At 71.0% G+C, this 23607-nt stretch carries 20 protein-coding genes; 11 read left to right on the top strand and 9 right to left on the bottom strand.

The window, feature by feature from the left end:
- Positions 1-7: 7 nt before the first annotated feature.
- Positions 8-448: a metallopeptidase family protein gene (locus MTS1_RS14810; RefSeq protein WP_023955399.1), complete on the bottom strand. Its 441-nt coding sequence runs from the start codon at positions 446-448 to the stop codon at positions 8-10.
- Between the two features lie 80 nt (positions 449-528).
- On the opposite strand from MTS1_RS14810, the gene MTS1_RS14805 reads away from it, so the two are divergent.
- On the top strand, positions 529-735 hold the full coding sequence (locus MTS1_RS14805; protein WP_036305938.1) for a DUF3499 family protein: 207 nt from the start codon (positions 529-531) through the stop codon (positions 733-735).
- On the opposite strand, the gene MTS1_RS14800 is transcribed toward MTS1_RS14805, so the two are convergent.
- Positions 707-1567, bottom strand: a complete 861-nt coding sequence (locus tag MTS1_RS14800; RefSeq protein ID WP_023955395.1) for an RDD family protein — start codon at positions 1565-1567, stop codon at positions 707-709. The genes MTS1_RS14805 and MTS1_RS14800 overlap by 29 nt on opposite strands.
- 16 nt (positions 1568-1583) lie before the next feature.
- Between MTS1_RS14800 and MTS1_RS14795 the strand changes: the two genes are divergently transcribed.
- Genes MTS1_RS14795 through katG form a run of 3 tightly spaced genes read left to right on the top strand, consistent with a single transcriptional unit; the run spans position 1584 to position 5462 of the window.
- Positions 1584-2579, top strand: a complete 996-nt coding sequence (locus MTS1_RS14795; RefSeq protein WP_023955394.1) for a stage II sporulation protein M — start codon at positions 1584-1586, stop codon at positions 2577-2579.
- Between the two features lie 59 nt (positions 2580-2638).
- A complete protein-coding gene (locus MTS1_RS14790) occupies positions 2639-3076 on the top strand; it encodes a Fur family transcriptional regulator (protein ID WP_023955392.1) in 438 nt (145 codons plus the stop codon).
- A gap of 40 nt (positions 3077-3116) precedes the next feature.
- Positions 3117-5462, top strand: a complete 2346-nt coding sequence (gene katG / locus MTS1_RS14785) for a catalase/peroxidase HPI (RefSeq protein ID WP_023955390.1) — start codon at positions 3117-3119, stop codon at positions 5460-5462.
- A gap of 842 nt (positions 5463-6304) precedes the next feature.
- Here katG and MTS1_RS14780 read toward each other — a convergent pair.
- The 5 genes from MTS1_RS14780 to MTS1_RS14760 are packed head-to-tail and all read right to left on the bottom strand — an operon-like array spanning position 6305 to position 11722.
- On the bottom strand, positions 6305-7606 hold the full coding sequence (locus MTS1_RS14780) for a DUF58 domain-containing protein (RefSeq protein WP_023955388.1): 1302 nt from the start codon (positions 7604-7606) through the stop codon (positions 6305-6307).
- Between the two features lie 6 nt (positions 7607-7612).
- Positions 7613-8578 carry a MoxR family ATPase gene (locus MTS1_RS14775; RefSeq protein WP_023955386.1) on the bottom strand — a complete coding sequence of 322 codons (966 nt, stop codon included), beginning with the start codon at positions 8576-8578 and terminating at the stop codon, positions 7613-7615.
- The gene (locus MTS1_RS14770; RefSeq protein ID WP_036305936.1) at positions 8575-9744 is read right to left on the bottom strand and encodes a DUF4350 domain-containing protein; all 1170 of its coding nucleotides are present in this window, start codon (positions 9742-9744) and stop codon (positions 8575-8577) included. The genes MTS1_RS14775 and MTS1_RS14770 overlap by 4 nt, the downstream gene beginning before the upstream one ends.
- The gene (locus MTS1_RS14765) at positions 9741-10373 is read right to left on the bottom strand and encodes a DUF4129 domain-containing protein (RefSeq protein ID WP_036305934.1); all 633 of its coding nucleotides are present in this window, start codon (positions 10371-10373) and stop codon (positions 9741-9743) included. Before MTS1_RS14765 ends, MTS1_RS14770 begins: the two co-directional genes overlap by 4 nt.
- Positions 10370-11722, bottom strand: coding sequence for a glycerophosphoryl diester phosphodiesterase membrane domain-containing protein (locus MTS1_RS14760; RefSeq protein ID WP_023955380.1), 1353 nt, complete (start codon positions 11720-11722; stop codon positions 10370-10372). The genes MTS1_RS14765 and MTS1_RS14760 overlap by 4 nt, the downstream gene beginning before the upstream one ends.
- A 142-nt stretch (positions 11723-11864) precedes the next feature.
- On the opposite strand from MTS1_RS14760, the gene mtrA reads away from it, so the two are divergent.
- The 5 genes from mtrA (at position 11865) to hpf (ending at position 17405) form a co-directional block, all read left to right on the top strand.
- The gene (mtrA, locus tag MTS1_RS14755; RefSeq protein ID WP_023955378.1) at positions 11865-12545 is read left to right on the top strand and encodes an MtrAB system response regulator MtrA; all 681 of its coding nucleotides are present in this window, start codon (positions 11865-11867) and stop codon (positions 12543-12545) included.
- Between the two features lie 7 nt (positions 12546-12552).
- Positions 12553-14223: an MtrAB system histidine kinase MtrB gene (mtrB, locus tag MTS1_RS14750; protein WP_023955376.1), complete on the top strand. Its 1671-nt coding sequence runs from the start codon at positions 12553-12555 to the stop codon at positions 14221-14223.
- Positions 14220-15896, top strand: coding sequence for an LpqB family beta-propeller domain-containing protein (locus tag MTS1_RS14745; RefSeq protein WP_023955374.1), 1677 nt, complete (start codon positions 14220-14222; stop codon positions 15894-15896). The genes mtrB and MTS1_RS14745 overlap by 4 nt, the downstream gene beginning before the upstream one ends.
- 87 nt (positions 15897-15983) lie before the next feature.
- Complete coding sequence (locus tag MTS1_RS14740; RefSeq protein WP_023955372.1) at positions 15984-16649, top strand: ComF family protein; 666 nt, start codon at positions 15984-15986, stop codon at positions 16647-16649.
- A gap of 93 nt (positions 16650-16742) precedes the next feature.
- A complete protein-coding gene (hpf, locus tag MTS1_RS14735; RefSeq protein ID WP_023955370.1) occupies positions 16743-17405 on the top strand; it encodes a ribosome hibernation-promoting factor, HPF/YfiA family in 663 nt (220 codons plus the stop codon).
- A 73-nt stretch (positions 17406-17478) separates the two neighbouring features.
- On the opposite strand, the gene MTS1_RS14730 is transcribed toward hpf, so the two are convergent.
- Complete coding sequence (locus tag MTS1_RS14730) at positions 17479-18804, bottom strand: hypothetical protein (RefSeq protein WP_023955368.1); 1326 nt, start codon at positions 18802-18804, stop codon at positions 17479-17481.
- Between the two features lie 160 nt (positions 18805-18964).
- On the opposite strand from MTS1_RS14730, the gene secA reads away from it, so the two are divergent.
- Together secA and MTS1_RS14720 are read left to right on the top strand one after the other, a co-directional pair.
- Positions 18965-21754 (top strand): preprotein translocase subunit SecA, encoded by a 2790-nt coding sequence (gene secA, locus MTS1_RS14725; RefSeq protein WP_023955366.1) that lies wholly within the window; start codon positions 18965-18967, stop codon positions 21752-21754.
- A 60-nt stretch (positions 21755-21814) separates the two neighbouring features.
- Complete coding sequence (locus tag MTS1_RS14720; RefSeq protein ID WP_023955364.1) at positions 21815-23038, top strand: pyridoxal phosphate-dependent aminotransferase; 1224 nt, start codon at positions 21815-21817, stop codon at positions 23036-23038.
- Between the two features lie 7 nt (positions 23039-23045).
- Here MTS1_RS14720 and MTS1_RS14715 read toward each other — a convergent pair whose 3' ends face one another.
- Complete coding sequence (locus MTS1_RS14715) at positions 23046-23477, bottom strand: Rv3235 family protein (RefSeq protein WP_370576231.1); 432 nt, start codon at positions 23475-23477, stop codon at positions 23046-23048.
- Positions 23478-23607 lie beyond the last annotated feature (130 nt).

Here is a 23607-nt window from a genome sequence, read left to right as displayed (position 1 = left end):
CTCTCGGTCAGAGGAAGCGGAACCGGTCGGGCCCGAGGTCCCAGGGATCGCGGTCGAGGTACTCGGCCGCCGCGCGGAAGACGCAGCTCTCGACCATCATCCGGCGGTGCAGATCGTCGTTGCGGTGCAGCCGGTTGAGGCGCTCGATCGGCAGCCGGTACAGCACGATCCGCTTCTCGGCCGCGAAGACCTGCCAACGCGGGATGCCGTCCTCGTCACTGGCCGCGGGCATCCCGGCGACCTCGAAACGGACCTCCCGCAGCTCGGGCCAGGCGCTGCGCAGGAACTCGGCGGCCGTGCCCACCGACAGATCGAATCGCTCGGAGCGGGTCTCGAGGGGCGGAAGCGGCGGCCGGACGACGGGGCTCCTGTCATCGCGGCCGTGACGGCCGTGACGCGACGGCCGGTTCCGCCGGGGCGGCACGGGTCGGGAACGACGCCGGATCATGAGGCCATCCTATGCGCCGCCGGATGAGGCACCGGCGCGGCATCCGCTCACGCAGCGTCCGCGGCGTTACCGTGGACGGGATGCGCGAGAGACTGTGTTCGAAGGTGGGCTGCGCCCGCGAGGCCGTGACGACCCTGACCTTCGACTACGGCGACCAGATGGCTGCGCTCGGCCCGCTGGGCGGCGGAACCGACCCGCACGCGCACGACCTGTGCGCCATCCACACCGAGCGCCTCTCGGTGCCGAAGGGGTGGGTCGTCATCCGTCACGAGACGCTTCGGGTCTGACGGGGAATCCGCGCGGTGTCTCGGGAGCCGCGCCGACGAGGGCACGCGCCCGGTCGTCGATCCGCTGGATCGCGGCGTACTCGCGGTCGCGCCGGACCGCGACCACCGCGCGGACGAGCGTCTCGGGGTCCGTCTGCGGCAGCGGCGAGACGAAGGGCGCGACCTCGCTGGCGATCATCGTCGCGGAGCGCAGTCGTGCCGCCGGTTCCATGCCCTCGGCCGAGCGCGCGAACTGGGATGCTCGTCGGGCGACGCGGTCGGGCAGGCGCGCCACGTCGGCGACGTCCGACCATTCCCGCAGCTCGATCGGGACCGGTCCGGCGGGCGGTGGGAGGCGCGGGGCCCGGGTGCGCTCGCAGTAGGTCCCCGCGACCATGTCGCCCAGTCGAGTCGAACGCGGGGTGAAGGCCGCGACCACGCCCGCGAGCGCGCCGAAGGTGAACCAGATCTCCAGGACGCCGACAAGAGCGCGGATGAACGCCTGGCGGAATCCGGTCGCCCCGCCGTCGGTGCGCACGATGCGGCCACCGACCGCGAGCTTGCCCAGGCTGCGGCCGTGAGAGAGGGTCTCGACGGCGGTCGGGATGACGACGAGCACCAGGACGAGTGCCGACACGACGAGAATCCCCGACAAGCTCTCGAGGCCGAGCCCTCCGACCACGAAGCCTCCGACGAAGAAGAACAGCAGCAGAAGCGCGATGCCGCAGAGGACGTCGATGAGCGCGCCGAGGGCGCGGAGGAAGAAGCCCAGCGGTTGAACGTCGAGCGCCACCGCCTCGCCGGTGAGGATCTCGTCCTGGCGGATCTGCACCGGGGGAGCGGGCGTGGTCATGGGTACAGTTAAGCAAATGGACCTCGACGCCCTGGTCGCCGCGCGTCGCGCCGAGTGGGATCGGCTCGACGCGCTCGGTCGCGCACGCCGCCTGTCGAGCGACGAGGTCGACGAGCTGGTCACGCGCTACCGCGCCGCATCCGCCGACCTCGCCGATATCAAGACCTCCGCGGGACGCAGCGTCGAGGGCGACCGGCTCTCGATGATCCTGTCGCGCGCCCGGCTACGGCTCACCGGAGCCCCCGAGAACGTGCTCCGGCAGCTGCCCCGCTTCTTCGTGCACCAGTTGCCGGCTGCGCTGTATCGCGTCCGCTGGACGACGCTCGCCGTCGCCGTCGCCTTCGTCGTGATCAGCTCGCTCGTCGCGTTCTGGGTCTCGGGCGACCCCGCCGCAGTGGCGGCGCTGGGATCGCAGGCGCAGCTCGAGCAGTACGCGAAGAACGACTTCACCGCCTACTACAGCGAGAATCCCGCCGCGGTGTTCGCGGGCACCGTGTGGACGAACAACGCCTGGATCGCTGCCCAGTGCGTGCTGTTCGGGATCACCGGCCTGTGGCCCGTGATGGTGCTCATGCAGAACGCGGTGAGCATCGGTCAGGCGGCGGCGATCCTCATCTCCTTCGACCGCGGTGACGTCTTCCTTCTGCATATCGCACCGCATGGCCTGCTCGAGCTCACCTGCATCTTCGTGGCCGGGGCGACGGGACTCCACATCTTCTGGGCGTGGATCGCCCCCGGCAGGCGCAGTCGCGGCGAGGCGCTCGCCGCCGCAGGGCGCTCGCTCGCGACGGTGGCGATCGGCCTGATTCTCGCTCTCGCGCTCTCCGGTCTCGTCGAGGGGTTCGTGACGCGTCAGCCCTGGCCGTGGCCGATCAAGATCGGTATCGGCGCGCTGGCCCTCGCGGTGTTCCTCGCTTACATGCTGGTGCTCGGCCGCGCGGCGGCACGTCGGGGGGAGACCGGCGACCTCACCGAGTACGAGGCCGGAACCCCGCGTCTCGTTGCGGGCTGACGTAGCCGTTCACCACTGCTTAATTTGATCTGATCAAAAATGCGGGATACGATCGAGGCATGACGATCGCGACCGCTCCCGAGGCCATCCGCGCCTCCGGTCTGCGTGTGACCGAGTCCCGCTCCGCCGTCTACGCCGCTCTGCGCGCGCGGCCTCACGCCAGTGCCGACGAGGTCTACGCGGCTGTCGCGGAACGGATGCCCCAGACCAGTCGACAGTCGGTGTACAACGCCCTCAACGACTTCGCCGACGCCGGCCTCGCACGCCGCATCGAGCCCGCCGGTCGCCCCATGCTGTTCGAGCTGCGCGTCGGCGACAACCACCACCACCTCGTCTGCACCGCGTGCGGGCGTGTCGAAGACGTCGACTGCGCCGTCGGGCACACGCCGTGCCTGCACCCGTCCGACGACCACGGCTTCGAGGTCGCCTCGGCCGAGGTGACCTACTGGGGGCGGTGTGCGGCGTGCGCCGCATCCGCGGCCCCGGCGGCATCCTGACCTTCTCTCTCTCCCGAAAACCCCCAACGGAAGGATCCCCATGAGCGATCGCGACCAGCAGTCCGCGCCCATCGGCGAGGACGTGACCGACACCGACCAGGCGGTCACCCCCATCGACACACCCGAGGACGAGCGCGCCGACGGCGAGACCCGGCCGCGTTCCAACGACGCCGGCGGCTGCCCCGTCATCCACGGCGGCGAGCAGGGACAGGGGCATGGCCACGGCTCGCACGGCGGACAGCCCCACCCGACGGTCGGCAACGCCAACCACGTCTGGTGGCCGAACCAGCTCAACCTGCGCATCCTGAAGAAGAACCCCGCCGTGGCCAACCCCGTCGGCGAGGACTTCGACTACAAGGCCGCTTTCGAGTCGCTCGATCTCGCCGCCGTGAAGAAGGACATCGAAGAGGTCCTCACCACGTCGCAGGACTGGTGGCCGGCGGACTTCGGTCACTACGGTCCGCTCATGATCCGCATGGCCTGGCACTCGGCCGGCACGTACCGCGTCACCGACGGCCGCGGCGGCGGCGGGGCCGGCCAGCAGCGCTTCGCCCCCCTCAACAGCTGGCCCGACAACGTCAACCTCGACAAGGCCCGGCGCCTGCTGTGGCCCGTCAAGAAGAAGTACGGCCAGTCGATCTCGTGGGCCGACCTCATGATCCTCGCCGGAAACGTCGCGCTGGAGTCCATGGGCTTCTCGACCTTCGGATACGCCGGTGGCCGTCCCGATGTCTGGGAGCCGGACGACGACGTGTACTGGGGCCCGGAGACGACGTGGCTCGCCGACGAGCGCTACTCCGGCGACCGTGACCTCGAGAAGCCCCTCGCCGCCGTGCAGATGGGCCTCATCTACGTCAACCCCGAGGGCCCGAACGGCGAGCCCGACCCGCTGAAGTCGGCGCGCGACATCCGTGAGACGTTCGGTCGCATGGGCATGAACGACGAGGAGACCGTCGCCCTCATCGCCGGTGGTCATACCTTCGGCAAGACCCACGGCGCAGCTCCCGACTCGAACCTCGAGGACAACCCCGAGGCCGCGGGCGTCGAGATGCAGGGCCTGGGGTGGAAGAACAACTTCGGCACCGGCCATGGCGACGACACCATCACGTCGGGCCTCGAGGTCACCTGGACCTACCACCCCACCCGCTGGGACAACGAGTTCTTCCACATCCTCTACGCCTACGACTGGGAGCTGATGCGCAGCCCCGGCGGCGGACACCAGTGGCGTCCCGTCAACGGTGCCGGCGCCGACATGGTGCCGCTCGCGCACTCGAACGGCCGCCGCGAGCCGCGCATGCTCACGAGCGACCTGGCTCTGCGCATGGATCCCGCCTACGACGCGGTCTCGCGTCGCTTCAAGGACGACCCGGTCGCCTTCGGCGACGCGTTCGCCCGCGCCTGGTTCAAGCTCACGCACCGTGACATGGGCCCGATCGCGCGCTACCTCGGCCCCGAGGTTCCGCAGGAGGAGCTCATCTGGCAGGACCCGCTGCCTGCCGTCGACCACGAGCTGATCGACGACGCGGATGCCGCCGACCTGAAGGCCCGCATCCTCGCCACCGACCTGACCGTGAGCGAGCTCGTCTCGACGACGTGGGCCGCGGCCTCGACGTTCCGAGGCAGCGACAAGCGCGGCGGCGTCAACGGCGCCCGCATCCGTCTCGCCCCGCAGAAGGACTGGGAGGCCAACAACCCGGCCCAGCTGCAGCGCGTGCTCGGCGTGCTCGAGAGCGTGCAGGCGTCGTTCAACGACGGCCGTACCGACGGCAAGAAGGTGTCGCTGGCCGACCTCCTCGTGCTGGCGGGCAACGCCGGTGTCGAGAAGGCCGCGCGCGACGGCGGCGTCGAGGTGACGGTTCCCTTCCGTCCCGGCCGCACCGACGCCACCGCGGAGCAGACCGACGAGCTGTCGTTCAGCCACCTCGAGCCGGTCGCGGACGGGTTCCGCAACTACTACGGCCCGAACGCGTTCCTGCCGGCTGAGCACCACCTCATCGACAAGGCGAACCTGCTGACGCTGAGCGCCCCCGAGATGACCGTGCTCGTCGGCGGCCTCCGCGCCCTGGGAACGAACTACGACGGATCGTCGTTCGGCGTGTTCACCGAGCGCCCGGGCGTGCTGACGAACGAGGTGTTCGTGAAGCTGCTCGACCTCGGCGCCACGTGGAAGCCGCTCGACCCCGGCTCGCACGCCTTCCGCGGCGTGAACGCCGAGGGGTCGGAGATCGGCATCGGCACGCGCGTCGACCTGCTGTTCAGCTCCAACTCCGAGCTGCGCGCCATCGCCGAGGTGTACGCCTCGGATGACGCGAGCGAGAAGTTCGTGCGCGACTTCGTCGCCGCCTGGACCAAGGTCACCGAGCTCGACCGCTTCGACCTGCGCTGACCCGCAGCATCCGTGCGAAGGCCCGTCCCGATACCCGGGGCGGGCCTTCGCCGTTGCTGGTGGGATGGGCGCTGTGCTGCGGGGCTCGGGTGGGCGGGCCTTCGAGTTGGCGGGCCTTTGGGTTGGCGGGCCTTGGGGTGGCAGTTGTGGCCCCTTTTTGTGCTGGGTGGGGGCGCGAGCTGCCAGGTGAGTGTGACGCGCGGGTTTGGGTGGGCAGTTGTGGCCCCTTGCAGGCCGGGGTGGGGGCGTGAGCTGCCAGGTGAGCGTGGGGTGCTGCGGCCCGGACTGGGCGAGGGCTGCGGGCCTTTGGGTTGGTTGTTCTGGCCCCTTCGGGGGAGGTGGGGGCGCGAGCTGCCAGGTGAGCGTGAGGCGCGGGTTTGGGTGGGCAGTTGTGGCCCCTTGCAGGCCGGGGTGGGGGCGTGAGCTGCCAGGTGAGCGTGGGGTGCTGCGGCCCGGGCTGGGCGAGGGTTGCGGGCCTTTGGGTTGGTTGTTGTGGCCTCTTTTGGTGCTGGGTGGGGGCGCGAGCTGCCGGGTGAGTGTGAGGCGCGGGTTTGGGTGGGCAGTTGTGGCCCCTTGCGGGCCGGGGTGGGGGCGCGAGCTGCCAGGTGAGCGTGGGGCGCGGGTTTGGATGGGCACTTATGGCCCGTTGCGGGCTGGGGTGGGGGCGCGAGCTGCCAGGTGAGCGTGAGGCGCGGGTTTGGATGGGCAGTTGTGGCCCCTTGCGGGCCGGGTGGGGGCGTGAGCTGCCAGGTGAGCGTGGGGTGCTGGGGTGCTGTGGTGCTGGGGTGCTGCGGTGCTGGGGTGCGAAGTCGGGTCGGCAGCCGCCGGCGCTCACGGCGGAGTCAGAGGCGGCCGGCGGCCTTCAGCGCGAGGTAGTGGTCGGCGACGGCGGGCGGCAGAGCATCGGGGGTCGCGCTGAGAGCTTCGCCCCCGGCCCGGCGGATCGCCCCGGCGACCAGTTCGGCGTCGCGGGTGGCGTGCGCGATGGCGGCCTCGCGGTAGACGTCCTCCGCGGTGCGCTGCACGGGCGCCGGCTCGGGTGCGTCCTGCGCCGAGCCGACGAGCACGGTGGCGCGTTCGGTGAGCGAGGGAAGGGCTCCGAGGAAGCCGCGGGCCGCGTCGGGGGCGTCCTGCGCCGTCAGCAGCACCACGAGCGAGGGCCGCGAGGTCAGGGCACGGACCTCCGTGAGGACGGCGTTCCAATCGGTGTCGATGAGTGTCGGCTCGACCGGCGCCATCGCATCGACGAGGGCGGGCAGCAGCCGCGGCCCGTCGATGCCCGTGACCCGCGCGCGACGCGCACGGTCGAACATGAGCAGATGCACGTGGTCGCCGGCGCGCGCGGCGAGAGCACTGAGCAGCAGCGCCGACTCCATCGCGGCATCCAGGCGCACACCATCCCCCACGCGCGACGCGCTCGTGCGGCCCGTGTCGATGACGATCACGACGTGGCGGTCGCGCTCCGGGCGCCAGGTGCGCAGCATCGTCGTTCCCGCGCGGGCGGTCGCGCGCCAGTCGATGGAGCGGACGTCGTCGCCCCGCACGTACTCGCGGAGGCTGTCGAACTCGGTCCCACGCCCGCGCACCTGAACGCTCGTGTTGCCGTCGAGCTCGCGCAGGCGCGCGAGCCGCGAGGGAAGATGCCGACGCGAGGCGAACGGGGGTAGGACGCGCAGGGCGCCCGGGGCGGGGATGACGCGCTGTCTCCCGGCCAGCCCCAGGGGTCCGCGGCTGCGCAGCGCGACGAACGCCGAGCGCAGCTCGCCCCGGCGCCGCGGGAGGAGCGGCATCGGTACGGCTCGGCGCTCGCCGGCCGGGATGTCGACGGCGGCACGCGCTTCGCCGGCCCCCGCGGTCGGCTGCCACCCGTCGCGGAGGCTCCCGCGGATGCGGCGGCCGCCGCGATTGCGCAGCAGGAGCGTCGTCTCGACCGATTCGCCGGCCCGTGCGCGGGAGGGTATGCGCCGCTCGATCTCGGCGGCGCGCAGCGGCCCCGCGAACACGAGGTCGACGGCGGCGAGGATGAGGCACAGCCCGAGCCACGCGAGCGCCGTCCACGCCGCGTTCAGTCCCGCGGCGGGAGCGAGCACGACGGGCACGACGCCGACGGCGACGAGCAGCACGAACAGGCCGGAGAGGTACACGGCGGCTCAGATCGGGACGCGCGTCTGCTGCAGTACCGAGGTCAGGATCGTGTCGGCGGAGACGCCCTCGATCTCGGCATCCGGGCGCAGCTGCAGCCGATGGCGCCACGCGGGCACGAGCATCGTCTGGACGTGGTCCGGTGTGATCGCCGGGTAGCCGCCGAGCCACGCCCACGCCTTGGCGGCCGCGAGCAGGGCGGTGGCGGCGCGCGGGCTCGCGCCGAGCTGGACGGACGGGGACTGGCGGGTCGCCCGGGCCAGATCCACGACGTAGCCGAGGACGTCGTCCGAGACCTCCACGGCGGCGGCGGCCTGCTGGGCGGCGCGGATCTCGGCCACCGTCACCACCGCCGATACGCCCGCGGTCTCGAGCGCGCCGGGCCGGAAGCCGTCTGCGTGGCGACGCAGCACGGAGATCTCGTCGTCCCGGGCGGGGAGGTCGATGACGAGCTTCAGCAGGAAGCGGTCGAGCTGCGCCTCGGGGAGGGTGTAGGTGCCCTCGTGCTCGACCGGGTTCTGCGTCGCCGCCACGAGGAACGGGTCGGGCAGCGGTCGGGAGACGCCGTCCGCCGAGACCTGGCGCTCCTCCATGGCCTCCAGGAGAGCGGCCTGGGTCTTCGGCGGCGTCCGATTGATCTCGTCGGCGAGCAGCACGTTGGTGAAGACCGGCCCGGAACGGAACTCGAACTCTCCGGTGCGAGCGTCGTAGACCAGCGATCCGGTGACGTCGCCCGGCATGAGGTCGGGAGTGAACTGGATGCGGGCGGTGTCGAGTCCCACCGCCCGGCTGAAGGTGCGCACGAGCAGGGTCTTCGCGACGCCGGGCACGCCCTCGAGCAGCACGTGCCCGCGGCCGAGGAGCGCGATCAGAAGGCCGGTGACAGCGCCGTCCTGGCCGACGACGGCCTTGCCGACCTCGAGCCGGACACGGTTCATCGCCTCGCGCAGGTCGCCGGGTGCGGTCTCGCTCATGGGGTGTTCCTTTCGGGACGGACGGATCGGAGGACGGCGGCTTCCACATCGCGCAGCCGGTCGGCGGCGTCGACGAGGTCGCGGTCGTTTCGGGGGAGGTCGTCGATCAGGATGCCGCGAACGCGTGTGCGATCGTCGCCGATGCGGCTCGCCGCGGCATCGGCGATGGCCCCGGCATCGGCGGAGCCGAGCCCGAGCGCCCGCGAGATGCGGCGCAGAGTCTCACGCCGGAGCTGGTCGAGCGCGTGCACGGGGTCGGCCGACGCCGCGTACAGGCGCGCCCGGCCCTCGGTGGTCTCCGAAGCGCGGACGGTCACCGGCAGGTTCTCCGCCACGAGCGGACCGAAGCGGCGGCCGCGCCAGATCCCGGCGGCCACGGCCGAGCCGAGCAGGAGCAGGATCGCGGGGGTCACCCATGGGGGAGTGAGCTCGCCCAGCGAGGGTGTGCCGGTGAGCGAGCCGTCGCCGATCGACGGCAGGTACCAGACGACGGTGTCGCGAGAGCCCAGCAGGTTGAGCCCGAGCGCGGCGTTCCCGTCGTCGGCGAGCCGCTGATTGACCAGTAGCGCGGTCGCGTCCAGGGCGACGACCCGGTCGGCTCCCTCGCCGGAGGCGACGAGCCCGTACCCCGCTGCGGCCGGATAGCACGCGTGGTCGGCGCCGTCGGCGGTGAACACCTCGCCGGGGCCGACGGGCCCGCTGACGGCGGCGGCGGGCAGGTCGCAGTCGGGCTCCACCGTGGCGCCGTCGGCGAAGCCCGCGCTGCGCGGGGCGCCGAGCAGCAGCCGCAGATCGCGCGTGCGCGGCTCGAGCAGGACGACGCCGGAGGCGGCATCCCGCAGGCCCACGAGGTCGTCGTCGTCGAGCGGTGCGGTGTCGGCGATCGCGAGCGTCGCGTCGCTGCCGTCGAGGGCACGCAGTGCCGCCGAGCGGTCACGGGCGATCTCGACCTCGACGCCTCGGTCGCGCAGCAGCTCGGCCAGCGCCCGCGATCCCTCGGGGCCGGCGGCCTCCGGGTCGAGGAGCCCCTGCGCCGGCATCGTGTTGATGCCGGCGATCGCTGCGACCGCGATGCCCGCGACGAGGAGGCCGGCGCCCACTCCCGCCCAGCCGAGTACCGAGCGCGATCGTCGACGGGCAGCCGATGGTGCGGGGGCCGTGCTCATGCCGGCACCTCCGCTCGCGCTGCCGCAAGCCGCTCGTCGAGAGCCCGCACGGTGGCGTATGCCTCAGCCGTGCCCGGTCGCCGCAGATAGCGCACGTCGTCGAACACGCGGGCCACGCGGTCGAGTTCCTCGCTCTCCGCGGGAAAGATGCGTCCGGCGTCGGCGGCGAACCGATGCACCGTCGTGCCCGGGGCGGGGTCGACGATCGTGCGCTCCGCGAGGCCGCGGGCGAGCGCCCGCACACGCAGGACGATCGCCTCGTCCCAGGCGCCCCGGCCCGCGGCATCCGCCGCTTCCGCGCGCATCTGGTCGGCGCTGCGTGTCTCGTCCTCGCCGAAGAGCGGCACGCTCGCCCGCGAGCGCACGACGGTGCGCGGACGCCCCCAGATGAGGATCGCCACGGCGACCAGCACCAGCAGCACCACGATCGCTCCGACCGCGAGCCAAGGGCCGAGCGTCGCCGGAACCTGCCCGTTGAACAGAGCCGCCAGGAAGTCGACCACGCCACGCGCGAAGCGGTCGATGGGCGTCGGCTCGGCCTCTCGGTAGGCGGCCTTCGAGAGCTCTTCCTCAGCCCAGCGACGGGCTTCGTCGGGGTCGGGGGCGACCGGAGTGGCGAGCAACCTCATGCGCGGTCAGCGCCCGGAGCGGTCCAGTCGGTCGATGACGGGCGATCCGCCGGGGCTGCGGGGGTCTCCCCGGAGGTTTCAGCCGGAGCCGGAGCCGGAGCCGGAGCCGGAGCCGGAGCCGGAGGTTCGCCGGGCGACGGCGGCTGATACCCGGCCGGCGCGGCGTACCCGGGCTGGGTCGCGTACCCCGACGGCGCCGCATACCCCGCCGGTGCTGCGTAGCCCGCCGGTCCGGCGTAACCCGGCTGCCCGGGGTAGGCGGCACCGGACTGTGCGCCGGCGTACGCCGGGGGCTGCTGCCAGCGGCCGTCCAGCACGCGCCCCACATTGCGTCGATAGGGGTCGGGGGCTGCGATTCCGGCGTCCCGCTGGTCGATGTACGACGACAGGTCGAGGTCGAGCCCTTCGCGCCGCATGCGGCAGTCGATGTAGACCAGCGCTCCCGCGGTCGACTGCACGATGACGGCGATGGTCTGGATGAGGGTGACGAACGCCTGCGCCAGAAGAGTGCCGACGAGCAGCGCGATGATCTGGCCGGGTTCGGGGTCGCCGGTCGGCGTGATGACGGATGTCAGGCCCATCGTGACGAACGAGAAGGGAACGCTGATCACCTGGGCCAGGATGCCGAAGCTCATCGAGATGATGACGATGATGCCGAGCGTCGGCCAGAACCGGCCGCGCGTGAGTCGCCACGATCGCGCGACGGCCCCGAAGACCGTCGCCTGCTCGAGCACGATGACGGACGGCACCAGCAGGAGCTTCGTGCTCAGCCACAGGCTCAACGGAATCGCCGACAGTCCCAGGATGATGGCGAGCACGATGGCCGCGGGACCGACGCTCATCGCAAGCCCGACGACACCCGCGGTGAGGATGCCGATGACGACCACGACGATGAGGAACACCAGGGCGGAATACCCGATGAGGCGCCAGGCCACCGGCTTCACGCGATGCCACAGACCGCCGAGGGTGTGCTTCTCGGCGACGACGGCGTGCGCGACCTCACTGACCACGACCCCCTGAACGACGACGCCCAGCGCCCCCGCGGCCAGGGACAGCACGAGCGCCGTCGCCCCGCTGATCGCGATCGAGCCGGCCAGGACGGTCTCAAACTCGTCGGTGCCGGGCCGGAGCGACGCGAGCCGGCCGAATGTGGCGAAGCCGACGGCCACGATGCCCGCGGTCGCGACGAGGATGGCGACGGTCTGCACGACGAGGGCGAAGCCCAGCAGCACCTTCGGATTCTGGCGCAGGGCCGAGAACGAACGCCCCAGGATCACTCCGAACGAGAGCGGGTGAAGCGGGATGATGCCGGGACGCGGCGCCGGCGTCCACGCGGGGTATGACGTCACGATGCACTCCTGGAACAGTCGGCTCGGTCGAACCCATCGTGTCACACGAGCGCGCGGCGTCCGGAGTCGACGGTGCGTGGGTCGGGTACGGTGAGTACGCGCACGTCGCGCGCGAGCCCGAGCCGAAAGACGAACGCCGCCCATGACTTCTCGCATCCTGGTGGTCGATGACGACACCGCCCTGGCGGAGATGATCGGCATCGTGCTGCGCACCGAGGGGTTCGACACCGTGTTCTGCGCCGATGGCGCGGCGGCCGTCGAGACCTGGCGCAGCGAGAAGCCCGACCTGATCCTCCTCGACCTGATGCTGCCCGGCGTGGACGGCATCGAGATCTGCACGCAAGTGCGCGCCGAGTCCGGCGTGCCGATCATCATGCTGACCGCGCGTACCGACACCGCGGATGTCGTGCGCGGGCTGGAGTCGGGAGCCGACGACTACATCGTCAAGCCGTTCAACCCCAAGGAGCTCGTCGCTCGGATCCGCACCCGCCTGCGTCCCGCGGTCGCGTCGGCATCGGAGTCGCTGCGCATCGGCGATCTCGTCGTCGACGTCGAGGGCCACGAGGTGCGTCGCGGAGCCGACGTGATCGCGCTGACGCCGCTGGAGTTCGAGCTGCTCGTCGCGCTCGCATCGAAGCCGCAGCAGGTCTTCTCGCGCGAGATGCTCCTCGAGCAGGTCTGGGGCTACCACTACAAGGCCGACACGCGTCTGGTGAACGTGCACGTGCAGCGGCTGCGGGCGAAGGTCGAGATCGACCCCGACAACCCGCGCATCGTGACGACCGTCCGCGGCGTCGGCTATCGCGCCGGCGCCGTCATCTGACGCTCCGATGCCCATCCGCACCGTCACGACGGCGACGGTCGCGACGCGCGGGTGGCGATCGTGGGGGCGTCGGCTCGCCCGCACCTGGCGGCGATCGCTGCGGTTCCGCACCGTCGCGATCACGCTCGGCGCGACCGCGCTGACGATCACCGTGGCACTGGTGTGGATGTCGCTGGCGATTCAGAACGACCTCTTCGAGTCGCGCACCTCCCAGCTGCTCGCCGAGGCGCAGCGGGCGACGCAGTCGGCGCAGGCGACGCTGGATGCCGCCGAGGTCGGGGGCGACGTGGTCGCCGTCGACAACCTCATGGAGAGCGTGCGCACTTCTATTCAGCGCCAGTCCTCGACCGACCGCATCGCCGCGTTCCGGATTTCGTCGGAACCGTCGGCCATCGCGCCGCAGGACTTCGACTCGGCGGGTCTCCCCGCAGACCGGATCAGCGACGAGCTGCGCGCGCAGGTGCAGAGCGATGACGAGCTGCAGTGGTGGCAGCCCGTCGGCTTCGCCGCGTCAGCAGGAGGTCAGGTGCCGGGCATCGTCGTGGGGCAGCAGATCGTCCTCCCCGAGGTGGGGGCCTACGAGCTCTACCTCGGCTACGACCTGGCCAGTGAGGCGCAGACCCTCGCCTTCGTCCAGATCACGTTGTGGATCGTCGGCGTCGGGCTGGTCGTCCTCATCGGCGCGATCTCGTGGATCGTGCTGCGCTCGGTGACCGAGCCGATCGCGCAGGCGGCCGAAAGCAGCTCGCGGCTGGCGGCGGGCGACCTCGCGGTGCGGCTGCAGGTGCGCGGCGAGGACGAGTTCGCCACCCTCGGACGGTCGTTCAACGCGATGGCCGACAGCATCGAGGCGCAGATCAAGGAGCTCGCCGAGCTGTCGCAGGTCCAGCAGCGATTCGTCTCCGACGTCTCGCACGAGCTGCGGACGCCGCTGACGACGATCCGGCTCGCCTCCGACATGCTCAACGACCGGCGTGAGGACTTCGATCCCGTGGCCGCACGCGCGGCGGAGCTGCTGCACGACCAGGTGCACCGGTTCGAGGTGCTCCTCACCGACCTGCTCGAGATCAGCCGCTACGATGCCGGCTCGGTGCAGCTCGAGAGCGAGCCGACGAGTATGACCCAGCTCGCCGAGGACGTCATCGCCTCGATGGCTCAGCTCGCCGAGCAGCACGGCAGCGATGTGCGACTCGTCGCTCCGGGTGGCTATTCGCCCGTGGAGATGGACCCGCGGCGCGTGCGCCGGATCGTCCGCAACCTGCTGGGCAACGCGATCGAGCACGGCGAGGGACGGCCCATCGTGGTCAGCGTCGACAGCGACGCGCGGGCGGTCGCGATCGGCGTGCGCGACTACGGTCTGGGGATGCGGCCGGCCGACGCCGAGCGCGTCTTCGATCGCTTCTGGCGCGCCGACCCCTCGCGCAAGCGCACCATCGGTGGCACGGGGCTCGGACTCTCGATCGCCCTCGGCGACGCGCGGTTGCACGGCGGCACCCTCGCGGTGTGGTCCGAGCTCGGGCGGGGAACCAACTTCGTGCTCACGATTCCCCGGCGCAGCGAGCCGCTCGACGGTCACTCGCCCCTTCCGGTGGACCCGGGGGAGGATGGCGTACCCTTCGACGATCTGGGGCTGACCCAGCCGATCTCCCTTCCCCGTCCCGCGAAAGGCTCGTCGTGAAGCGTCTGCGCTCGGTCGCCGCCGTCCTCGGGATGCTGTTCGCCCTGCTGCTGGCCGGCTGCACGGGGCTGCCGACCTCGGGCCCCGTCGTCGCGGGAGCGCCGATCGACCAGGAGGCCGGCGCGGTCGACTTCTCCTTCCTCCCCGACGATCCGCCGCCGGGGGCGACACCGCAGCAGATCGTGGCAGGATTCCTCGCGGCGGGGTCGGGACCCCGTGACGACTGGGGGACGGCTCGGCAGTTCCTCGCGCCGGACTTCCGCTCGTCGTGGCAGCCGACGGCCCGGGCCACCATCGACCTCCCGGGCGAACGCGTGTACACCGTCGCGGGCGACGGGACCGTCACCGTCGCCATCACCCCCGAAGCAGCCGTCGACGCCACAGGGGCGATGTCGGTGACCGACGGCGGCTCGATGCCGCTCGACTTCTCCCTCGTCGAGGTCGAGGGCGAGTGGCGGATCTCGAACGCGCCCGACGGCGTCGTGCTCGACCGCGCCCGGTTCCAGGCGGTCTTCCGCGAGTACTCGGTCATGTACTTCGACCGGTCCTGGACCTACCTCGTTCCCGACCGTCGCTGGTTCCCCGCGACCAACGCCGCCACCCACATCACCGAGGCCCTCATCGACGGCGACCCCAGCCCCTGGCTGTCGGGCGCGGTCTACTCGGCGTTTCCCGAGAGTCTCGAGCTCGCGACGCGCGCGGTTCCGCTCGAGGGGGGAGTGGCCCAGGTGCCGCTGTCGCAGTCGGCGCTGGCGATCGTGCCCGAGACCCGCAACCGGATGCAGGCGCAGCTGGACGCGAGCCTGCAGTCAGCCGGTATCCGCGGCGCCCAGATGTCGGTCGACGGCGAGCCGGTCGCCGCCCAGGCGGTCGACGTCCGACCGATCCGCGTCGATGTCCGGCCGGCGGTCCTGACCGAGGACGCCTTCGGATTCCTCTCCGGCTCCGAGATCGAGCCGCTGCCGGGGCTGTCCGCCGTCCTCCCCGATCTCGGGCCGGAGTCGATCCAGCTGGGGGCGGATCGCAGCACGGCCGCCATTCGGACGTCAGCGGGCGCTGTCGTGCGCGTGCGCGACGACGCGACTTTCGAGATCGTCGATGAGCGGACGGGCCTGATCGACCCGACCATCGATCCGCAGGGATTCATCTGGAGTGTGCCGTCCGGTGAGCCGTCGGGCCTGACGGCGACGGGCCCCGACGGCACCGTCGTCTCGATCGCCAATGCGTGGCCCGGGGCATCGCAGATCTCGAGCATCGAGGTGTCGCGCGACGGCACGCGCATCGCCGCCCTGGTGCGCGACGGCTCGCGTCCGGCGCTGTGGATCGCGGGCATCCTCCGCGACGACGACGGTGCTCCGGCGGGACTGGGGGATCGCGAGACCGTGGCGCTGCTTCCCGGCACGGGCATCGACGCGAGCTGGGTCGACGGATCGACCATCGCGGTCCTCGCGGAGGACGGCGATGCCGATGTCGTCATCTCGCAGTCGGTCGGCGGCTTCGGCGAAGAGATCGTCGCGCCGGCCGGTCCCGTCGCGATCGCCGCCACGAACCAGCTGCGTGCCGTCCGTCTCCTCGACGGCGAGGGCGTCCTCTACGCGCAGAAGGGGCAGGCCTGGCCGACGGTCGCGGGCGGCATCCGCGTGCTCGCCACCCAGCAGGGCGCGCCGCGCTGACCTCTCCCCGGCGATGGGCCCGACGCCGTCGTCCACAGTGGCGGGATGACGCTGCCGCTGACGGCGACGTGTCGACAGCATGGGGGCGTGCACCCGGATCCCCTTCGTCGCGGGCCGTGGCGTGAGCACCTCGCCGACGCGCTCGATCTGCTCATGCCCGTCTGGTGCGCGGGATGCGACGCGCCGGGCCGACCGCTCTGCGAGATCTGCGCCGCGGAGATCGCTCGACCGCACCGGCACGATGCCGACGGGCTCGAGGTCCGCAGCGTCGCGCGCTACGAGGGCACGGCCGCCCGTGTCGTCCGTGCTCTCAAAGAAGACGGCCGCACCGGCCTGGCCCGCCCGCTCGGCGCCCTGATGGCGGACCTGGTCCGCCAAGCGGGGTGGGCGGATGCCGTGCTGGTCCCGGTTCCGCCGTCACGGGCGGCGCTGCGCCGTCGGGGGTACGCCGTGCCCGAGCTGCTCGCGCGGCGCTGCGAGGCCCGTGTCGGGCGGTGGCTCCGCTCGCGTGGCCGCGCTCTCGACCAGCGTCTGCTCGGCCGCGCGGAGCGAGAGCGCAACGTCGCGGGCGCGTTCCTCGCGCGTCCGGGAGCGGGCGCCGTCGTCATCGTCGACGACGTGATGACCACGGGAGCGACGCTGCGTGCGGCGCGAAACGCGCTCAGCGCCGCCGGCCGGCGGGTCGTGGGCGCCGTCGTGCTGGCCGACACCCCGCTCCGGGTGAGCGCTGAAGGTATTCCCGGCGGTTCATGAGTGACAATGCTCGCTCACCCCACTAGCGTGGGGGAGACCAAGGCGAACGAAGGTCCGCCCTTGAACCGGGCGGACCGGAGCAAGGAGGTCAGGATGGAAACCAGCATCGTCGGCGTGGGAGTCGGGATCACGGATCGCTTCCGCACGGTGGCTGAAGAGAAGTCCAGTCGCATCGAGACGCTCGCACCTCGTGCGCAGCGCCTCGACATCAAGGTCACGCATCATGCCTACCGCAACGGGCGCATGGATGACGAGACCGTCGAACTGACCCTCACCGGAAAGGGACCGATCGTCCGGGCCGAGGCCACGGACGGCGACAAGTTCGTCGCGCTCGATCTCGCGGTCGACAAGCTCGTCGAGCAGGTTCGCCGCGCCAAGGACAAGCGCGTCGATGCGCGGAACCACCCTCGAGGAGCCAAGCTCGACAAGGGAACCGGCGCTCTCGAGGGCATCGACGTCGAACCCGCATCGGTCGAGGTCCTGCGTGCCGTCGCGACGGGCGAAGTGCCCGTTGTCGGCGACTCCGCCGATGAGGACGACTACACGCCCGTCGTCATCCGAACCAAGGAGTTCGGCGCAGAGTGGATGACCGTCGAGGAAGCCGTCGACCGGATGGAGCTCGTCGGACACGACTTCTTCCTGTTCATCAACGCCCGCACCGACCACCCGAGTGTCGTGTACCGCCGCAAGGGGTGGGACTACGGTGTCATCTCGCTGACCGCGGCCGCTCCGCCGGAGGCCGAGCTCGCGTCCTGATCTGACGACGACGACGGGGGCGGGTGCCATCACGGCATCCGCCCCCGTCGTGTGCCGGCCGAAGCCGGGGCTGTCAGTCGAACATGCCGTCGAGCATGCTGCCGATCACGAGACCACCCAGGATGCCGCCCACCATGTTGCCGCCGTTGCCGCGGCCGCCCCAGCCGCCGCCGTATCCGCCGGGGCCGCCCCAGCCGTCGTTCGGACGCGAGCCGTCGATGTCGCGCTGGGCGAGCTGCAAGGCCTCGCCCGCGAGGGCGGCGCACCGCCGCGCATCGGCGAGTGCCTTCTCTCGGTCGTCTTCGGGGATCGGGCCGACGGGAGCGAGCCCGAGGCGCAGACTCTCGGCCTCGGCGAGCCGCGTGCGCGCGTCGGCGCCGATCCACCCGCGGTGACCGGCGATGACGCTCCGCGCGACGGACAGCTGGCGATCGGCGTCGTCGATCGCGTGCCGGACGTGGCTCTCGGGCGGGATCGGGCGGGCAGCGCGCTCGCGGGCGGTGTCGACGGCGACGTCGAGTGCCGCGTTCTTCTCGCGGAGCATCGACAGCTCCGCGAACGGGTCGCCCGGAGTGCCGGCGGGGCTGACGCGCGTCAGCGCCTGCTGGAGTTCCGCCATCGCCGTGGTGACCGCCGGGGTCTGCGGAGCCGTGCGCGCCGCGACGAGGTCGTCGCGCGAGTCGGCGACGACGTCGGCGAGCGTGGACTGCGCCCGTAGAGCCTCGACCTCGAAGTCGTCGACCGCGTCGAGCAGGGTGCGCGCGCGGCGCACCGCTTCGGTGGCGGTCTCGAGCGCGATGTTCGCGGGACCGCGCTCGCCGGCAGCGCGCCGGCGCTCGGCGACATCCGCCCCGTGCTCAGCGAACTCGAGCAGTCCCGCGGCCTCATCCGCGTTCCCGCTGACCCGGTTGAGCGCGTCGGGGTGGTAGCGGCTCGAGACCCGGTCGATGACGGCGCGGGCGGGGGCGATGCGCTCGCGCAGGGCCGCGACGTCGGCCCGGATGCCGGCGAGGATCTCGGGTGCCCGCCGGGCGCGCTCGATCGCCTCGGACAGGGCCGAGACGCGGTCGTCGAGCAGGTCCTGGGCCCATTCGCACAGCTGGACGATGCGCGCGTTCCGCGTGCGCACCTCTTCAGGTGTGTCGGGGATCTCGTCGTGGTTGAGCTGCTTGAGGTGGAACGCCTCGCCGAGGTGGTGGCGCACTGCGGCGATCGCCTCGCGCAGCGGAGCAGTGGCCTCGTCGCCGAGCTCGGCCTCGGCGAACACCATCTCGTCGCTCGTGACACGCAGGCGCTCGTCCGCTCCGACGAGGGCGATGTCCGCCTCGCGTGCGAGGTTCGCGTCCGCGTCCGCGACATCCTGCTGTTCCCGCTTGCGTCTGCCCCAGAATCCAGCCATGCTCCGATCCTAGGTCTCGCGGTCGTCGCCGGACGGGAGGTCGTCGTCTCTCGCAGGCGACGCCAAGGTCACGGGCCGATAACATGGGCTCCATATGCCCGTGCGCACGCGCGGGCGCGGCCGACGTGGCGTCGGCGCACCCGACAGATGGAGATCCGCTGTGGCCAACCCTCTCGAGAAACTGCTCCGCGCCGGTGAGGGCCGCGTGCTGCGCCGTCTGCAGCAGATCGTCAAGGCCGTGGGCGCGCTCGAAGAGGACTACGCCCGGCTCACCGACGACGAGCTGCGGAACGAGACCGCCGAGCTGCGCACGCGCTACGAGGCCGGCGAGACGCTGGACCGCCTGATGCCGGAGGCGTTCGCCGCCGTTCGCGAAGCTGCGAAGCGCACGCTCGGTCAGCGTCCCTACGACGTGCAGGTCATGGGCGGCGCGGCCCTTCACCTCGGGAACATCGCCGAGATGAAGACCGGTGAAGGAAAGACGCTGACGGCGACTTTCGCGGCCTACCTCAACGCCATCGCGGGCAAGGGCGTCCACGTCATCACCGTCAACGACTTCCTCGCCTCGTACCAGTCCGAGCTCATGGGCCGCGTCTATCGCGCGCTCGGCATGACCACCGGAACGATCGTCTCGGGTCAGACCCCCGAGGTCCGCCGTGAGCAGTACGCCGCCGACATCACGTATGGCACGAACAACGAGTTCGGCTTCGACTACCTGCGCGACAACATGGCCTGGCGGCGCGAGGACCTCGTGCAGCGCGGCCACTTCTTCGCCGTCGTCGACGAGGTCGACTCGATCCTCATCGACGAGGCCCGCACCCCCCTCATCATCTCGGGGCCGTCGTCGGGCGAGGCGAACCGCTGGTTCGTCGAGTTCGCGCGCGTCGCCCTCACCCTCGAACCGGGTGTCGACTACGAGGTCGACGAGAAGAAGCGCACTGTCGGTGTGCTCGAGCCCGGCATCGAGAAGGTCGAGGACTACCTCGGCATCGACAACCTCTACGAGTCGGCGAACACCCCGCTCATCTCGTTCCTGAACAACTCGATCAAGGCGCGTGCCCTGTTCAAGCGCGACACCGACTACGTCGTCATGAACGACGAGGTCATGATCGTCGACGAGCACACGGGTCGTATCCTCGTCGGCCGTCGCTACAACGAAGGCATCCACCAGGCCATCGAGGCGAAGGAAGGCGTTCCGGTCAAGGCCGAGAACCAGACCCTCGCCACCGTCACGCTGCAGAACTACTTCCGCCTCTACGACAAGCTCTCGGGTATGACCGGTACCGCCGAGACCGAGGCGGCCGAGTTCATGTCGACCTACAAGCTCGGCGTCGTCCCGATTCCGACGAACAAGCCGATGATCCGCAAGGACCAGCCCGATCTCGTCTACAAGAACGAGACCGCGAAGTTCGCGCAGGTCGTCGAAGACATCGTCGAGCGCCACGCGACGGGCCAGCCGGTGCTCGTGGGCACGACGAGCGTCGAGAAGAGCGAGTACCTCTCGCGTCTGCTCGCGAAGAAGGGCGTCAAGCACGAGGTCCTCAACGCCAAGAACCACGCCCGGGAGGCCGAGGTCGTCGCGCGTGCCGGTCGCGTGGGCGCCGTGACGGTCGCGACCAACATGGCCGGTCGCGGTACCGACGTCATGCTCGGCGGCAACGCCGAGTTCCTCGCCGTCCAGGAGATGAAGTCGCGCGGGCTCGACCCCGTCGAGACGCCGGACGAGTACGAGGCCGCGTGGGACGAGGTCTTCGCATCGGTCCGCGAGACCGTGGCCGAAGAGGCCGAGAAGGTCGTCGCAGCCGGCGGACTCTACGTGCTCGGCACCGAGCGTCACGAGTCGCGCCGCATCGACAACCAGCTGCGCGGACGTTCGGGTCGTCAGGGCGACCCCGGTGAGAGCCGGTTCTACCTGTCGCTGACCGACGACCTCATGCGCCTGTTCCAGTCGGGCGCGGCCGAGGCGATCCTCGCGCGGACGAACTTCCCCGAGGACGTTGCGATCGAGTCGTCGATGGTCTCGCGGGCGATCAAGAGCGCGCAGGCGCAGGTCGAGGCGCGCAACGCCGAGATACGCAAGAACGTCCTCAAGTACGACGACGTGCTCAACCGCCAGCGCGAGGCGATCTACGCCGACCGCCGCCAGGTGCTCCACGGCGACGACCTGTCGGAGCGCGTGCAGCACTTCATCGAGGATGCCATCAGCGCCGTCATCGACGACCACACGTCGTCGGGTCACACCGAGAGCTGGGACTTCGACGCCCTCTGGACCGAGCTGAAGACGCTCTACCCCGTGGGCGTCACGATCGACGAGGTCGTGGCCGAGGCCGGGAACAAGGGACGCATCACCGCCGACGTGCTCAAGCGCGAGCTGCTCTCCGACGCGAAGATCGCCTACCAGAAGCGCGAGGAGACGCTCGGTGAGCCGGCCATGCGCGAACTCGAGCGCCGCGTCGTGCTCCAGGTGCTCGACCGCCGCTGGCGCGACCACCTCTACGAGATGGACTACCTCAAGGACGGCATCGGCCTGCGTGCGATGGCACAGCGCGATCCGCTCATCGAGTACCAGCGCGAGGGGTACGAGATGTTCCAGTCGATGATGAGCCAGATCAAGGAGGAGTCGGTCGGTTTCCTCTACAACCTCGAGGTCGAGGTCCGCTCCGCCGAAAGCGGCGACGTCGACGCCAAGGGGCTCACCCCGACGCCCGTCGAGACGCAGAAGCTCGAGTACTCCGCCCCGAGCGACACCGGGTCGGGCGAGGTCGAGGTGCGCAACGATCGCGGTCAGGTTCAGAAGACCGCGACCGCGAAGGCGCGTCAGCAGGCGGCCGAGCAGGAGGCCCCCGCCGACGCACCGCGCGGTGCGTTCGGGCAGAAGATGGGCGCGAACGAGGATGCCGGCGACGCGGGCAACCGTGCGGCGCGGCGGGCCGCGGGCAAGAAGAAGTGATCCGGCGAGCGGGCCACGCATCGTCGATCGGCCCGCTCGACCGCCGGATATCCTGATCGGATGAACCGCCGAATCCTCGATCAGTCATCGAAGCTCAAGGACGTCCTCTACGAAATTCGTGGCAGCGCCCTGGCCGAGGCCGACCGACTCGAGGCCGACGGGCATCGCGTGCTGAAGCTCAACACCGGCAACCCCGCCATCTTCGGGTTCGAGGCGCCCTTCCAGATCGTCCGCGACATGATCGAGTCGGTGCCGAACGCGCACGGCTACAGCGACAGTCGGGGCATCCTCTCCGCACGGCGCGCCGTCGTGTCGCGCTACGAGGAGGTTCCGGGGTTCCCTCACGTCGACCCCGACGACGTCTACCTCGGCAACGGTGTATCCGAGCTGATCACGATGACGATGCAGGCTCTCCTCGACGAGGGCGACGAGGTGCTGATCCCTGCGCCCGACTATCCGCTGTGGACGGCGATGACGAGCCTCGGCGGCGGCAAGCCCGTGCACTACCTGTGCGATGCGACGCAGGGCTGGGAGCCCGACCTCGAGGACATCCGCTCGAAGGTGACTCCGCAGACGAAGGCCATCGTCGTCATCAACCCGAACAATCCCACGGGCGCGGTGTACAGCCGCGAGGTTCTCGAGGGCATCGTGCAGATCGCCCGCGAGAACTCGCTCCTCCTGCTCTCGGACGAGATCTACGACCGGATCCTCTACGACGAGGCGACCCACATCCCGTTGGCGACCCTCGCGCCCGACCTCCTCTGTCTGACGTTCAACGGCCTCTCCAAGACGTACCGCGTCGCGGGGTACCGCTCGGGCTGGCTCGTCATCACGGGGCCCAAGGCGCACGCGAAGGGCTTCCTAGAGGGCATCCAGCTGCTGGCCTCGACCCGCCTGTGCCCGAACGTGCCCGCGCAGTTCGCGGTGCAGGCCGCGCTGTCGGGCGTGCAGTCGATCGAAGCGCTGATCGCGCCGACGGGGCGGCTGCACGAGCAGCGGGATGCCGCATGGGAGGGGCTCGAGAGCATCCCGGGCGTGACGTGTCACAAGCCCGAGGGGGCGCTGTACGCGTTTCCACGCCTCGATCCCGAGGTCTACGACATCCACGACGACGGCAAGCTCGTCTACGACTTCCTCGTGGCCGAGCACGTGCTGCTGGTGCAGGGGACCGGGTTCAACTGGCCCGACCCCGACCACCTGCGCATCGTCACGCTGCCCGAGGCGCGCGTGCTGACCGAGGCGATCGAGCGCCTGGGCAACTTCCTGTCGTCGTACAAGCAGTAGGAGCCGGTCACAGCAGGGCGAGCGAGGTCGCCCGCCATCGGCCGTCGAGGCCCTCGAGCCGGAGCGCCACCGCGCGCGTGCGGTGCGGGGTGGTGACGATCACCGTTCCCTCGACGACGCCGTCGGCCGGTTCGCACATCCGGACCCTGACGATCGAGTAGACAGGTCGCGCCGGGGTGACCTGCCGGGCGCTGCGTGCGCGCGCCGCGAGGTTCGCGCGTGTCACCAGCACCCGGAAGGCATCCTCGCTCAGCCACCGGGCGAGCTGCTCGACTTCACGGACTCCGGCGAGAACCTCGAGGACACCGCGGGTCAGGTTGCGCACCAACGGCTCGGGATCCGGGAGATCGGCCGTCGAGGTCGGCTGCGCGGCGAAGTACTCCGCGATGTCGAGCGAGGACCCGATGCGGGGGTACCGGCGGGGTTCACCGGCGCTCATCGACGTCATCGCGCGAACCTCCTTCCATCGGCTCTGTCAACGCCGATGAGTACAGCACACTGCCGAATCCGGCCGGATGAGAATTCTCCAACCTGTGGACAGGCTGCTTCGGGCCGGTGCGCTGCCGATA

The sequence above is a fragment of the Microbacterium sp. TS-1 genome, from assembly GCF_000509385.1.
GTDB classification, from domain to species: Bacteria; Actinomycetota; Actinomycetes; order Actinomycetales; family Microbacteriaceae; genus Microbacterium; species Microbacterium arborescens.
Note: the sequence above shows the minus strand (reverse complement) of the source record. Positions and strands in the feature narration are given on the sequence as shown.